The following is a 14,726-nucleotide window of genomic DNA, read 5'->3' as shown; positions in this document are numbered from 1 at the left end:
TAAATCGATGGGGTGAGCTTCATTATGACAGAAAGAAAGCAGCAATATGTAACAATAAAAGGTACAAAAGAAGGTTTAACATTACACCTCGACGATGTTTGTTCTTTTGGCGAACTGTTAACAGAACTTGATGAAAAGCTTTCAACAAGCTATTATGGTGCTGAAGAACGCTCACTTATCGAAGTTCATGTGAAAGTGGGGCGACGTTTTCTAACAGATCAGCAGGAAGAAGAACTTCGTACCCTGATTAGAAATAAAAAAAACTTAGTGGTGGATTCGATAGACAGTGATGTTGTGTCTAAAGAGCAAGCATTGGAGTGGAGGAGAGAAACAGAGATCGTTCCTGTAACCAAAATTGTGCGCTCGGGGCAGGTGCTTCAAGTAAAAGGAGATTTGTTATTAATAGGAGATGTAAATCCAGGGGGAACCGTGGTTGCCGGGGGAAACATCTTTGTAATAGGTGCTCTGCGCGGGATTGCCCATGCAGGGTATTACGGTAATAAGGAAGCGATTATTGCTGCATCGCTAATGAATCCTATGCAATTGAAAATTAGTGATGTTACGAACCGTGCTCCTGATTATACAGGAGACGGTCATGAAATGGAATGCGCATACATTAATAAGGAAAATCAAATTGTAGTAGACCGTGTTCAACTTCTCACTCATCTCAGACCTAATTTAACAAGGGTAGAAAGGGGCGTTATATAGCTGTGGGAGAGGCAATAGTTATTACATCCGGTAAGGGAGGAGTCGGTAAGACGACGACTTCCGCTAATCTCGGTACAGCACTAGCTCTATCCGGTAAAAAAGTGTGCTTGGTTGATACAGATATCGGACTTAGAAACCTAGACGTTGTAATGGGACTTGAAAATCGAATTGTATTTGATCTTGTTGACGTTGTACGTGGTGATTGCGCCCTGCGTCAAGCACTTATTAAGGATAAACGCTTTGGTGAATCCTTACATCTTTTACCTGCTGCACAAACTAGTGATAAGTCTGCGGTAACTCCAGAACAAATGAAAGCTATTATCGATGAATTACGACAAGATTTTGATTATATATTAATTGACTGTCCGGCAGGAATTGAACAAGGGTTTAAAAATGCAGTTGCCGGAGCAGATAAAGCAATTGTAGTGACAACACCTGAAGTATCCTCTATGAGGGATGCAGACCGTATTATCGGATTGTTAGAAAAAGAAGATACAGAACCGCCAAAGCTTATTATTAACCGTATTCGTAGTCATATGCTTCAAAATCATGACATGCTGGATGTAGAGGAAATTCAGCGTACGCTGTCTATTGAGCTTTTAGGAGTAGTAGAGGATGATGATGCGGTTATTAAAGCGACAAATACAGGAGAGCCTGTTGCATTAAGTAATGAGGGCAAAGCTGCTATTGCCTACCGCAACATTGCGCGCCGATTGCTGGGAGAATCTGTCCCTTTACAAGCTTTTGGAAAAGAGAGACCTAATGTACTGACAAAAATGAAAAAGTTTTTTGGAATACGTTAAAACACTTCGTTATTGTAACGAAGTGTTTTTTTGTAGAATGAATAAATGGTTAGCTAGGCATCCGATCAGTTTTATAAACAATATATGCAAGGCATGTATTTGAAAAATAAGAAGGATAAGTGAAACGATAAGCAAAATCACACTGTTTAACTGAGGTCATAAGAGGGGTACTGGATTATTTCAATATAAAAAGTTCTCTACTTATCATCATTACGTATCAATTAAAAGTAATATCTTCCTTGGACAACTCATAAAAATGTACAAACTGTAAGTAGAGGAAGGGAAAAGAATGGATAAACAAAGAATCGATGATATTCGAAAGCGTATTGCTAAAAGAAAAGAACAGCAACAACGTAAAGCGTATACGGATATTGTAACATCTCCGCAGTATACAGAAGAATTCAGCATAGATAGTGAAAGCATTTTTGATGAGGATAATAAAGAAACACATCCCTTATTCAAAAAAGAAGTATTTCTTTTTAAACTGTTGTGTTCCGTGTGCTTAGTTCTGCTCGTAGCTATTCTATTTAAAAATACAAATGAGGACTTTGATAAAGCTCGATCAGTTGTTACAAATACGATGAAGAAAGAGTTTCAATTTGCAACTGTTTCTGATTGGTATAAGCAGCAGTTCGGAGAACCTCTTTCTTTCTTTCCTTCAGAGAAAAAGGAAAAATCGGTTACACAAAAGGAAGAATATGCGGTTCCTGCATCTGGAAAGGTTATGCAAACGTTTGAAGCTAATGGACAGGGAGTATTTGTCCAGACTGGACTTAGTGCTGTTGTAGATGCTGTAAATGAAGGGCTTGTTATTTTTGTAGGGAGTAAGCCGGATTTAGGAAACACAGTTGTTATTCAGCATGCAGATGGAACAGAGTCATGGTATGGAAACTTGGAAAATATGTCTGTTTCGGTATATGAATACGTACAAAAAGAACAAAAATTAGGGACGGTAGCGAATAGTAATGACGGAAAATCTGGGAAGTTTTACTTTGCTTTAAAGAAGGATGAAAAATTTATTGATCCGATTCCGGTGATTTCCTTTGAATAAGTATATTGATATGTTATCTAAGTTGAGAATTCATCCGTTGTTTTGGGTGGTTATTGCAATTGGGGTGGCGACAGCTCATTTTAAAGAATTGCTGATTTTATTTGGTATTGTTTTCATTCATGAACTTGGGCATGCCTTTGCTGCTGCTTATTATAGCTGGCGTATTAAGCAAGTTCAGCTGCTCCCGTTCGGAGGGGTTGTTGAGCTGGAGGAGCATGGAAACAAACCGTTAAAAGAAGAGATGATTGTACTTTTTGCAGGTCCGTTTCAACATGTGTGGATGATTGGTGTTTCTATTGTATTGTTTCAGAATGGATGGCTTAAGGCAGAGTGGTATGAATTGTTATTATGGAATAATATGATTATATTGGTATTTAATCTTTTGCCGATTTGGCCTCTTGACGGGGGCAAAATTGTATTAAATATTCTTTCGAATTGGCTGCCTTTCTTACAAGCGCATCGGATTATGCTGTATATATCAGGGATTGTATTCGGAATAATGATAAGTATCAGTACGATAGTAAATCCAACAAATATCACTATGTGGATGATAACTTGTTTTCTTGCAATCTCCATGTATACGGAATGGAAGCAGCGGCAATATACCTTTATTCGCTTCTTGCTGGAACGTTATTATGGAAATAAAAGGAATATAAGTAAACTTACTCCTATTGTAGTCGCAGCACAAGAACCGCTATATAATATCTTTACGCAATTTCGAAGAGGCTATAAGCATTCTATCATCATTCAAGGAGCGGCTCGAGAGCAATATACGTTAGATGAAAATGAGCTTTTATATGCGTATTTTACAGAAAAACGTATAAACTCCTCAGTAGGAGAACTAATCGGTTAGTGTTGACGCCAGCACTAACCTTTTCTTATACTTTTGAGACAAACATTAAAAGCGAGGAAGACAGATTGAGAACAATATATATGAATGTGCTATCGAATGAGAAGCGAATTGCCGTTGTAGAAGACAAAAAGATAATGGAAACTTTCATACATAGACCAAATCAAGAGCAGAAAATAGGAAATATTTATTTAGGTAGAGTAGTGAAGGTACTTCCAGGCATGCAGGCTGCCTTTGTTGATATTGGAGGAGAGAGAAATGCTTACCTTCATCGGGATGATATAGTGGCATTTCAGGTATTGCCTGATATAAAAAAAGAATATGCATCTATTACCTCACTTGTACATCAAGGTCAGCAGCTTCTGTTGCAGGTTGTGAAGGAGCAAATGGAAGCAAAAGGACCAAAAGTAAAAGAAACGATTGAATTTACTGGGAAATATGTGGTTTATATGCCATATGATCAAACGACTGCTGTTTCGCGTAAAATTACAAATGAAGAAAGAAGAGAAGAATTACTTAAAATCGGGGCCGCATATGAGGGTGGATATATTTTTCGTTCAGCCAGCGAAAAAGCGGCGCGGCATTCTATTGTTTCTGAAATTGAGCATTTACAGGCGCAGTTTTATAACATAAAAAAGAAGCAAGAAACAATGAAATCCCCTGCTCTTGTGTGTGAATCTCATTCATGGCTTGATCGATTATTGAAGCAGCTTCCGGAAGATACAATTGAGCATATTGTTGCAGATGATATGATAGTAATTAAAGAGTTGCGTGAACGTATACAGGAGGATAAGGTATCTTTTTATCCTAGAAAAGAAAATATTTTTTCTTATTTTGGAGTGGAACAAGAGCTGGAGAAAGCATTAAAGAAAGTAGTATGGCTGGAAAACGGGGCCTATCTTTTAATTGAACAAACAGAAACGATGACAGTTATTGATGTGAACACAGGAAAGTTTACCGGTAAACAAAACTTACAGGATACGGTAGTGAAAACGAATAAAATCGCTGCCTTAGAAATTGCCCGCCAGCTTCGTTTACGTGATATTGGGGGGATGATTTTAATCGATTTTATTAATATGCATGATGAACGGAGCCGCGAGATGATACGCAGCCTGCTTATTAACGCACTTAAACATGATTCAGCAGCAGTAAGAATATTGCAATTTACATCTCTTGGTATATTGGAAATGACAAGAAGGAGAAAACAACTTTCTTTACAGGAACAGCTTATGGAACAATGTACTGAGTGCGGGGGGAACGGACGAGTTCTTTCAGTTGAAACCATTGCTTATCGTTTAGAACGGGAATTGTGGGAACTGAAAGGAATGGAGCATGAAGCTGTTTGGATTGAAGCGACTGGAGAAGTGCTCAAGATATTTACCGGAAAAGAAGGCGAGCATCAAAAACGCATGGAACAAGCGCTTGGCTTTATGATTTATGTAACAGAAGATGCTAGTCTTAATGGATATCAGATTCGTCAGCTGGGAACAAAGAATGAAATAAAAAATAAAATAAACAGAGATCCTGCTGAGAGCTAAGGATAAATAAGAGAAGGGAAAAAAACATAAGTTGACATGATACGGCATTTCGTGATAGTATCTCTATGTTATAGTTTATAGCACCTATGCTATATGCTACAACCGCGCAAAACAGGTTTAAAAGACATATGTCTACCTGAGTTTGGCGAGTCTTAGTACTTATGAGGAGGTGCAATTATGTACGCAATTATTGAAACTGGTGGAAAACAAATTAAAGTTGAAGCAGGTCAAGCAATCTACGTAGAAAAGCTTGATGTTCAAGAAGGTGAAACAGTTACTTTCGACAAAGTTCTTTTCGTAGGCGGTGACAACGTAAAAGTTGGCAGCCCTGTTGTAGAAGGCGCAACAGTTACAGCGAAAGTTGAAAAACAAGGTCGCGCTAAGAAAATTATCGTTTTCAAATACAAAGCGAAAAAGAACATGCGTCGTAAGCAAGGTCATCGTCAGCCATACACTAAGCTTGTAATCGAAGCAATCAACGCGTAAGGTTGAAATGATTAAAGCAACGATAAAAAGAACGCCATCAGGCACTATTCAATCATTTAAAATGACTGGACATGCCAATTTTGCTGAGCATGGTCAGGATATAATATGTGCAGGTGCTTCAGCCGTAGCCGTTGGAACGGTCAATGCGATTGAAACATTATGCTCCATTCCAGCAGAAAAGCATACTGTGATGAAGAGCGGATTTTTAGAGTTTCGATTACCGGAGCTTGAGAAGGAAGTTTTTCTAAAAGCACAGGTGTTGCTTGAAGGCATGGTGATTTCTCTGCGCTCAATTGAAACAGCCTACGGTGATTTTATAAAAGTAAATGATTAATGCAGGAGGTGTAAGATATGTTAAGATTAGATCTTCAGCTTTTCGCTTCTAAAAAGGGAGTAGGTAGTACAAAGAACGGTCGTGATTCTCAAGCGAAACGTCTTGGTGCTAAACGCGCAGATGGTCAATTCGTATCAGGTGGATCCATTTTATACCGTCAACGCGGTACTAAAATCTACCCAGGTTTGAACGTTGGCCGTGGAGGCGACGACACTCTATTTGCTAAAGTTGACGGCGTTGTACGTTTCGAGCGTCTTGGTCGTGACCGCAAGCAAGTGAGCGTATACCCTGTTGCTCAAGAAGCATAAGGAACCAATGAGAACTCTAACCTAAGTGCAGGTTAGAGTTTTTCTATATTATTGAAACCAATTACTGTCTAAGGGGTTGGGGAGATGAAAAAACAGTGGACTGTAACTGATGCTTTACGCCACTCCAGACATGACTGGCTGAATCGTTTACAATTGATTAAAGGGCACTTGTCACTTGGACAAATGGAGCGGGTTGGAGAACTGATTGAACGCTTCGTTGCAGAATCACAAAGCGAAGCGCGTTTAATGAGCTTGAAATTACCGTTATTTACGGAATTATTGCTCACATACAGTTGGGAAAAGCACCCTTGTGTTTTAGAATATGAAGTGCTCGGTCATATACATAACGTATCGCACATGGATGAATCTATAACAAATTGGTCAGAACAATTTATACACGTATTGAATCTTTGCCTGGATACATATGTGGAAAATCATTTAAGTGTCACAATCGAATGTAAAGAAAAAGACGTTTGTTTCTTTTTTGATTTTCGTGGGAAACTAATAGATAGGGAAAGACTTGAGCATTGGCTTGCGAATGTGGAAGAAACTCTGTTAGAGATTTCCTATACCTGTACAGAAGAAGAAGTATCAATTGAACTTAAGGAAAGAAAATAATATAACAAGGATGGTGATACTATGTTTGTCGATCAGGTCAGGGTATATGTTAAAGGCGGCGATGGAGGAAATGGAATGGTTGCCTTTCGCCGTGAAAAGTACGTGCCGAAGGGTGGTCCTGCAGGCGGTGACGGTGGAAAAGGCGGTGACGTTGTTTTCGTTGTAGATGAAGGGCTACGCACACTTATGGATTTTCGCTACCAAAGGCATTTCAAAGCTACGCGTGGAGAGCATGGAATGTCCAAAAGTCAACATGGGAAAAATGCTGAAGATATGCTTGTTAAAGTACCGCCTGGGACGGTTGTAATTGATGATGATACGCAGCAAATTATTGCAGACTTAGTAACTCATGGACAACGGGCTGTCATTGCAAAGGGAGGTCGTGGAGGCCGTGGAAACTGTCGTTTTGCAACACCAGCAAATCCAGCACCGGAAATTGCTGAAAATGGAGAGCCGGGAAAAGAGCGCAATGTTACATTAGAATTGAAAGTGCTTGCGGACGTAGGGCTAGTAGGGTTTCCGAGCGTCGGAAAATCTACGTTACTTTCTGTAGTGTCTGCTGCTCGTCCAAAGATTGCAGAATACCACTTTACAACAATTGTACCTAATCTTGGTGTAGTAGAGACAGAAGATAACCGAGGCTTTGTTATGGCTGACTTGCCTGGGCTAATTGAAGGAGCGCATGAAGGAGTTGGCCTTGGTCATCAATTTTTACGCCATATTGAACGCACTCGGGTTATTGTACATGTGATCGATATGTCTGGAATGGAAGGGCGCGATCCGTATGAGGATTATCTCACTATCAACAGGGAATTAAAAGAATACAATTTACGCCTCACAGAACGTCCGCAAATTATTGTTGCTAATAAAATGGACATGCCGGACGCACAAGAGAACTTAAGAATATTTAAGGAAAAGCTAGAGCAAAACACCAAAGTTTTTCCAATTTCTGCTGTTACTCGAGAAGGGTTACGTGACTTGTTATTCGCGGTATCCGATTTGCTTGAAACGACACCTGAATTCCCGCTTCATCAGGTTGAGGAGGAAGATACAGATACACGTGTTATGTACAAATTTCAAAAAGACGATCCGTCTATTGAGATTACGCGCGAAAGTGATGGTACATTTGTGGTATCTGGACCGGAGCTTGAAAAACTGTTTAAGATGACAAACTTTTCTCGTGAGGATTCTATCCGTCGCTTTGCGCGTCAGATGCGTTACATGGGTATTGACGAGGCGTTGCGTGCTCGCGGAGCGAAAGACGGAGACATTGTTAAAATTATGGATTATGAGTTTGAATTTATTGATTAAGACTGCTGAAGCAGTCTTTTTTTTATAAGAAATTACAACGGATTCTTTAGATTGCTCAGTATATATGAAGTTCTTGAATATTATTTGTAATATTTAGAAAATTTTATGGAATAGAAAAATATTTCGTGATATAAATAGTGATAATATACTGTAGAAGAAAAAAGGAGATTGAAATATGAGGTATAAAGTGGGGTATTTAGGACCGGAAGCGACATTTACCAATATTGCAGTAACACGTTTTTTCTTCAATGAAGATAGTGTACCATATGCAACCATCCCGGAGTGCATGGACGCAGCAGCAAGCAATGAAATTGATTTTGCTGTTGTTCCCTTAGAAAATGCAATTGAAGGATCGGTTAATATTACGGTCGATTATCTTATTCATGAGCAGCCACTGTATATTGTAGGAGAACTTATTGTGCCGATCCGACAGCACTTGCTTGTTCATCCATGCCATCAAACAGAGTGGAGCAAGGTGACACACGTCTATTCTCACCCGCATGCCATTGCTCAATGCCATAAATTCCTTCATCAGCAATTAAAAGGAGCGTTATTTGAAAATATGACTTCTACGAGTGCAGCAGCAAAATACGTCAGCGAACACCCTGATCAAAAGATTGCTGCCATTGCCAATGAAGCTGCTGCAGAGAAATATGCATTATGTATTGCTCGACCTGATATCCATACATATAAGAAAAATCATACACGTTTTGTTATTCTGCATAAAGCAGCTGTCCCATTGGCTAGCCGAGAAAAATTTATCAGTGATAAAACAACTCTGATGGTAACGTTACCATCAGACTACGCCGGAGCATTACATCAAGTATTATCGGCTTTTGCATGGAGAAAATTAAATTTATCGAAGATTGAATCAAGACCTATGAAAACAGGACTTGGCAACTACTTTTTTTTAATTGATGTGGACATGGCTTACGATGCTGTACTGCTGCCTGGTGTGAAAATGGAGTTAGAAGCATTAGGCTGTTCTGTACAAGTTCTTGGCAGCTATCCATGCTACTTATTGAATTAGGGGGAATCTTGTTTCACGCGACTATTGCATTAAAATTTTGTTAAATGTTCTCTGGTTTATGATGAATGAGGTCTAAGTGGATAGTATATATCACTTGAAAAGAAGAAGCACGAAATGTATATCCGCGCTTCTTTTTCCCATTCTTAAAATCCAGCCTCTAATCAGTCAAGTAAAAAACCTAATGCTTGTAACGCATCGCATGCTGCATCTAATTTACTCAGAGAATCAGCTTCAATTGTATGAAGGTGAGTCCCTCCAGTTAATTGAGAGAGATAGGTTGAATTAGTGTCTTTCATTTGTTTTAAATACTGCTCAACATCATAACGGTTGCTGACCATAATAGAGGCAGTTAAGTCTCCGTAAATAGGATGCTCCACTTTAACATCTTTTACTGTAATACCATGATCTACGAGAAGGATTAATTCTTCCCGTGTTTTCTCTGGTGGATGGTAGCAAGTGATGACTCTTTCATATTTATTTTGCTGAACAGGCGGTTTTAAAAACACATATCCTTGAGCTGTTGCCATAATAGGTTCATTTCGTGCCTTTAAAAGAGAAATATCTTGTACAATCACTTGTCGGCTCACATGAGTTTTTTTAGAAAGCTCACTTCCTGACAATGGTTTATCTGCTTCCATTAACCACTTTAAAATTACTTGTCGCCGTTCTTCTCCCAATATTTTTTTCTCTTTACTCATAATTAACGACTCCTTTAAAATACTCTACAATCATTGTTTGCAATATGGTCAGTACTTTTTGTATATCTTGTTCGGTTGTGTATTTTCCAAATGAAAGACGTACATATTGTTTTGCTTCTTCTGCTGATTTTCCGATAGCCAGCATTGTTTTAGAAGGGGCTTGCTTGCCTATTTGACAAGCACTGCCTGTTGAAATAGCGATACCGTTCCGATTACATTCTAGCATAGTATATTGTCCCTCAATGCCTTTTATTATGATTCCAGCGATATAAGGCAAGCACTGCTCAGGATGGCCGACAAGCTCTATGGGATGCTGAAGGCTTTCTAGTCCTTCCGATAGCATACGCCGCAATTGCTTGATTCGTAAAGCTTCTGTATCCATACTTTGCATCATGTGCTGTGCGGCAGTAAGAAAGGAGGCGATACCTGGTATATTTACTGTGCCAGGACGGAACCCGCCTTCGTGAGTGGTTCCTTCAATAGCTGGCTTCCACTTTACATTTGGACTAATATAACAAGCACCTACGCCTTTCGGTCCATACAATTTATGACTAGAGACCGATAAACTGTCGATATGCATGTTTTGTACATCAATTGAAATCTTGCCAAAGGTTTGCACACAGTCACTATGAAAAATGATATTGTGTTCTTTTAAAATCGCCCCTATTTTTTGTAAATTTTGCACGGTTCCAATTTCAGAATTTCCATGCTGGATGCTGGCTAAAATCGTTTGATCTGTTATGGCTCTTTCCAGCTCGCTGCAATCTAGCAGGCCGTAGCAATCCACAGGCAAATAAGTGATACGAAATCCTTGTGTTTCTAACTCTGCAAAATAGTTTCGAATCGATGCATGCTCAAAAGAGGTAGTTATAATATGATTTCCTTTTTCTTTATGAGCTGTAAGTAAAGAATGAAGCGCTAAGATATTTGATTCTGAACCGCCGCTTGTAAAGTACACTCCTTCTTGTCTACCATTAATCATGCCGGCGAAGGCTTTTTTACAGGTTTGCAGTAAAGAAGATGCGGTAGAGCCAATATCATGTAAGCTTTGCTCGTTTCCAAAGTAGTGCTTTGCAGCTTCCGAGTAGGTTTGCAATGCTTCATTGCTCATTGGTGTTGTAGCTGCATAATCAAGATATATCATAAAGAAAACTCCCCTTTCTGTACATGCCGAATAAAAAAGTTCTTGTCATTAATTTAAATATGTGTAAATATAGGTGTCAAGACAGTATTAAAAAAGTGTAAATGGGAGGCGTTCATATGCCTTTTGCAGACGTAGTTATCATCGGTAGCGGGATAGCTGCTTTAAGTGCAGCAGAAAAGCTTTGTCAGACAAAGAATGTGATAATTATCACAAAGAAAAAGCTGCGTAATAATAATTCAAATCTGGCACAGGGCGGTGTGGCAGTAGCAATTGCCGACGATGATCATTGGCAAAAGCACTACACAGATACGCTTATTGCAGGGTGTTTTCATAATGATGAAACAGCAGTACAGCTTTTAGTAGGAACTGGACCAAAAGAGGTACAGCGTTTAATACAACAAGGAATGCAATTTGATTACGATGGAAATGGGAAGCTGAGTTTAGGTCAAGAAGGAGCTCATAGAGAACGAAGAATATTACATGCCGGAGGAGATGCAACAGGAGCTAATCTAATGGATCATCTTTTAAAGCGTGTGCAAGATAAAGTGACGTTTGTTGAAGATGAGATGGTTTTGGACTTTATTATTCAAAATGGGCGTTGCCTAGGCGTTATTACAAGAGATAAAGAGCAAGTGACGAAAGCGTACTATGCTCCTCATACTATATTAGCCGCTGGCGGAATCGGGGCTCTCTATACTTATACTTCTAACGACAGTACGATTACGGGTGATGGAATTGCTATGATGTACCGAGCAGGCGGGATTTTGACTGATTTAGAGTTCGTACAATTCCATCCGACTATGCTATATGTAAATGGCCGCTGCTGCGGTCTTGTTTCGGAAGCAGTTCGCGGAGAAGGGGCAGTTCTCCTTAATTCAAAACAAGAAAAATTTATGGAGAGGGTGCATGAACAAAAAGATTTGGCTCCGCGTGATGTAGTAGCAAGGGCTATACATGAGCAAATCCTTTTGGAGGAAAAAGTGTATCTTGATATATCCATGATTCCACATTTTTCGGAACGCTTTCCGACGATTTCAGCTCTTTGTGAAGAGAATGGAATACAGATTGATTCTGGACTCATTCCTGTCATGCCGGGTGTTCATTTTCATATGGGCGGCGTGAAAACAAACTTACAGGGAGACACAGGAATTCATGGATTATATGCTGTGGGCGAAGTAGCCTGTAATGGCGTTCATGGAGCCAATCGTTTAGCAAGTAATTCTTTGTTGGAAGGACTAGTGTTTGGCAGCAGAGTTGGTGAACACATCTTATCGCAAGAGGTGGAAGGCATCACAGAAAGTATAAGCGGAGAAAGCACTGCGGGGTGTTCAATCCTTTTACCACAAAAGGAACATATTCAGGATATTATGATGAAATATGTTGGCATTGTTCGATCAGAACAACAATTATTATATGCAAAACAATGGCTTGAGCAGTACATGGTGCAATTAGATGGATTTGGGACACTGCCTTCTGACTCGTTAACGAGTGAACAAATTGTTATTGTGAATATGCTTACAACAGCCTGGTTAATTACCTCCGCCGCATTACAGAGGAAAGAAAGTATAGGGGGACATTATCGAATAGACTATCCGCTGAGAGCGGAAGGGCGAAACAGAACGGAGCTTTCTAAAAAAACGATGATACTGCAACTTGTGTAAGGAGTGAAGGATATGAACGAACTAAAACTTAAACAAGCGTTACAGCAATTTTTCTTAGAAGATATTGGAGACCGTGATGTAACATCACATCTTATCTTTCCTGATAACTTACAGGCTGAAGGAACTTTCCTTGCTAAAGACAATGGAATATTATCAGGTGTAAAGGTCATTGAAGAAGGATTTAGATTACTAGACAATAGCATTGTCATTGAACTGTATAAAAAAGATGGAGATATGGTTCAGCAGGGAGATATCCTTGCGACTATTAAAGGCCCGATTGTACAGCTATTGACAGGTGAGCGCGTGATTTTGAATTTAATTCAAAGAATGAGCGGAATTGCTACAATGACAAATAAAGCAGTGACAGCAATGGATAGTGAGCATACGCGAGTTTGTGATACAAGAAAAACTATGCCGGGCCTACGCATGTTTGATAAATATGCAGTTACATGCGGAGGGGGCTATAATCATCGTTTCGGTCTATATGACGGTGTCATGATAAAAGATAACCATATTGCGTTCGCTGGATCTATTTCTAAGGCAGTCGCTGCTGTCAAGAAGCAGCTGGGACATATGGTAAAGGTAGAGGTGGAAACGGAAACAAGAGAACAAGTGCTTGAAGCAGTTGAGGCAGGGGCAGATGTGATTATGTTTGATAATCGTACACCGGAAGAGGTAGCGCAATTTTGCAATCTCGTTCCGCAAGGCGTTATCACAGAGGCATCAGGCGGTATAACAATTGAAAATTTAAGCGAGTACGGAAAAACAGGAGTGGATTACATTTCTCTCGGACTGCTGACTCACTCCGTAAAAGCATTGGATATTAGTTTTAATATTGAAGTGAAATAGAGAGAAAAAGAATTGCAGGAAGAGGGGCTGGAACTTATGAATATTTTAGAAATGGTGAATGAAGCACAAGCGAAGCTTCCAGAACGCTACACAACCATGTCAAGGGAAGAAATGGAGCAGCGTGTTCGAGAGATTAAAGAAAAGTTTGGAGAAAAGCTGTTTATACCTGGACATCATTATCAAAAAGATGAGGTAGTACAATTTTCGGATGCAACAGGGGACTCTTTACAGTTAGCGCAAGTAGCGGCGCAAAACACAAAGGCAAAGTATATTGTATTTTGTGGAGTGCACTTTATGGCGGAAACAGCTGATATTTTAACAACTGATGAGCAAGTAGTAATCTTGCCTGATATGCGTGCAGGATGCTCTATGGCTGATATGGCCGATATTTATCAAACAGAACGTGCTTGGCCAAAACTGCAAGAAATATTCGGTGATACGATTTTGCCGTTAACGTATGTGAATTCTACAGCTGCGATTAAAGCTTTTTGTGGACAGCATGGAGGAGCGACTGTAACATCCTCGAATGCAAAAGCCATGGTATCTTGGGCTTTCACTCAAAAAGAGCGGATTCTATTTCTTCCAGATCAACATTTAGGGAGAAATACTGCTTTTGATTTAGGTGTGCCTCTTGAGCATATGGCAGTTTGGGACCCACATAAAGATACGTTAGAATATAAAGGAAACGTTGAAGATATTAAAGTAGTTTTATGGAAAGGGCATTGCTCGGTTCATGAAAATTTTACAGTTAAAAATATCGAAAACGTCCGTAAGCAATATCCGGATATGAATATTATCGTCCATCCTGAATGCTCACGAGAAGTAGTGGCGTTATCTGATTACTCAGGCTCAACAAAATATATTATTGAAACAATTGAAAATGCACCTGCAGGCACCAAGTGGGCAATCGGAACTGAAATGAATTTAGTAAAGCGTATTATCAGTCAACATCCTGATAAGGAGATTATTTCATTAAACCCCTTTATGTGCCCATGTTTAACTATGAATCGCATTGACTTGCCTCATCTTCTTTGGGCGTTGGAATCGTTAGAAAATAGTGAAGAAGTAAATGTGATTAAAGTGGATAAAACCACAGCGCGCACAGCATTACTGGCATTAGATCGTATGCTGGCACTTGCATAAAAACGGCGGAATATTCCGCCGTTTTTTTTTTTGATAACAAGTAAGCAAGCTCGCAATGATGTTCTTTTATTATATGGACGAGCTTAAGGAATTTTTGTACATAATTGTACTTTTTCACGCATACATTGTGATGAAACAGTAGTGTACATGAACTTCAAAGTTTCTCATTATAGATATTGTTTGTAGGAGGGGGA

16 protein-coding genes and 1 other annotated feature are annotated in these 14,726 nt (G+C 39.4%); of the genes, 14 read left to right on the top strand and 2 right to left on the bottom strand.

Annotated elements, in window-relative coordinates:
• The first annotated feature begins 24 nt into the window (after positions 1-24).
• The 11 genes from minC (at position 25) to pheA (ending at position 9,037) form a co-directional block, all read left to right on the top strand.
• Positions 25-708 (top strand): septum site-determining protein MinC, encoded by a 684-nt coding sequence (gene minC / locus J7Q84_RS12410; RefSeq protein WP_209094884.1) that lies wholly within the window; start codon positions 25-27, stop codon positions 706-708.
• A 2-nt stretch (positions 709-710) separates the two neighbouring features.
• The gene (gene minD / locus J7Q84_RS12405) at positions 711-1,511 is read left to right on the top strand and encodes a septum site-determining protein MinD (RefSeq protein ID WP_209094883.1); all 801 of its coding nucleotides are present in this window, start codon (positions 711-713) and stop codon (positions 1,509-1,511) included.
• Positions 1,512-1,800: 289 nt separating this feature from the next.
• On the top strand, positions 1,801-2,562 hold the full coding sequence (locus tag J7Q84_RS12400; RefSeq protein ID WP_209094882.1) for a M23 family metallopeptidase: 762 nt from the start codon (positions 1,801-1,803) through the stop codon (positions 2,560-2,562).
• Complete coding sequence (locus tag J7Q84_RS12395; protein ID WP_209094881.1) at positions 2,555-3,415, top strand: M50 family metallopeptidase; 861 nt, start codon at positions 2,555-2,557, stop codon at positions 3,413-3,415. Before J7Q84_RS12400 ends, J7Q84_RS12395 begins: the two co-directional genes overlap by 8 nt.
• Positions 3,416-3,480: 65 nt before the next feature.
• Complete coding sequence (locus J7Q84_RS12390; protein WP_209094880.1) at positions 3,481-4,950, top strand: Rne/Rng family ribonuclease; 1,470 nt, start codon at positions 3,481-3,483, stop codon at positions 4,948-4,950.
• Positions 4,951-5,040: 90 nt separating this feature from the next.
• Positions 5,041-5,113 (top strand) — a sequence feature (ribosomal protein L21 leader region).
• Between the two features lie 14 nt (positions 5,114-5,127).
• Positions 5,128-5,436 (top strand): 50S ribosomal protein L21, encoded by a 309-nt coding sequence (gene rplU, locus J7Q84_RS12385; protein ID WP_209094879.1) that lies wholly within the window; start codon positions 5,128-5,130, stop codon positions 5,434-5,436.
• Between the two features lie 7 nt (positions 5,437-5,443).
• Entirely contained in the window at positions 5,444-5,770 is a 327-nt protein-coding gene (locus J7Q84_RS12380; protein ID WP_209094878.1) for a ribosomal-processing cysteine protease Prp, read from the top strand.
• 17 nt (positions 5,771-5,787) lie between these two features.
• A complete protein-coding gene (rpmA, locus tag J7Q84_RS12375; RefSeq protein ID WP_209094877.1) occupies positions 5,788-6,078 on the top strand; it encodes a 50S ribosomal protein L27 in 291 nt (96 codons plus the stop codon).
• A gap of 84 nt (positions 6,079-6,162) precedes the next feature.
• Entirely contained in the window at positions 6,163-6,696 is a 534-nt protein-coding gene (locus J7Q84_RS12370) for a sporulation initiation phosphotransferase B (protein WP_209094876.1), read from the top strand.
• 21 nt (positions 6,697-6,717) lie between these two features.
• A complete protein-coding gene (obgE, locus tag J7Q84_RS12365; RefSeq protein WP_209094875.1) occupies positions 6,718-8,007 on the top strand; it encodes a GTPase ObgE in 1,290 nt (429 codons plus the stop codon).
• A gap of 175 nt (positions 8,008-8,182) precedes the next feature.
• The gene (pheA, locus tag J7Q84_RS12360; RefSeq protein WP_209094874.1) at positions 8,183-9,037 is read left to right on the top strand and encodes a prephenate dehydratase; all 855 of its coding nucleotides are present in this window, start codon (positions 8,183-8,185) and stop codon (positions 9,035-9,037) included.
• A gap of 161 nt (positions 9,038-9,198) precedes the next feature.
• Here pheA and J7Q84_RS12355 read toward each other — a convergent pair whose 3' ends face one another.
• Positions 9,199-9,735: a transcription repressor NadR gene (locus tag J7Q84_RS12355; RefSeq protein WP_209094873.1), complete on the bottom strand. Its 537-nt coding sequence runs from the start codon at positions 9,733-9,735 to the stop codon at positions 9,199-9,201.
• Positions 9,728-10,879 carry an IscS subfamily cysteine desulfurase gene (locus J7Q84_RS12350; protein ID WP_209094872.1) on the bottom strand — a complete coding sequence of 384 codons (1,152 nt, stop codon included), beginning with the start codon at positions 10,877-10,879 and terminating at the stop codon, positions 9,728-9,730. The genes J7Q84_RS12355 and J7Q84_RS12350 overlap by 8 nt, the downstream gene beginning before the upstream one ends.
• Positions 10,880-10,995: 116 nt before the next feature.
• On the opposite strand from J7Q84_RS12350, the gene nadB reads away from it, so the two are divergent.
• The 3 genes from nadB to nadA are packed head-to-tail and all read left to right on the top strand — an operon-like array spanning position 10,996 to position 14,532.
• Complete coding sequence (nadB, locus tag J7Q84_RS12345; protein WP_209094871.1) at positions 10,996-12,540, top strand: L-aspartate oxidase; 1,545 nt, start codon at positions 10,996-10,998, stop codon at positions 12,538-12,540.
• A gap of 12 nt (positions 12,541-12,552) precedes the next feature.
• Positions 12,553-13,389 carry a carboxylating nicotinate-nucleotide diphosphorylase gene (nadC, locus tag J7Q84_RS12340; RefSeq protein WP_209094870.1) on the top strand — a complete coding sequence of 279 codons (837 nt, stop codon included), beginning with the start codon at positions 12,553-12,555 and terminating at the stop codon, positions 13,387-13,389.
• A 36-nt stretch (positions 13,390-13,425) separates the two neighbouring features.
• Positions 13,426-14,532: a quinolinate synthase NadA gene (gene nadA, locus J7Q84_RS12335; RefSeq protein ID WP_209094869.1), complete on the top strand. Its 1,107-nt coding sequence runs from the start codon at positions 13,426-13,428 to the stop codon at positions 14,530-14,532.
• Positions 14,533-14,726 lie beyond the last annotated feature (194 nt).

This window comes from Bacillus sp. 165, from assembly GCF_017742235.1.
Classification (GTDB): Bacteria; Bacillota; Bacilli; order Bacillales; family Bacillaceae_G; genus JAGHKQ01.
Note: the sequence above shows the minus strand (reverse complement) of the source record. Positions and strands in the feature narration are given on the sequence as shown.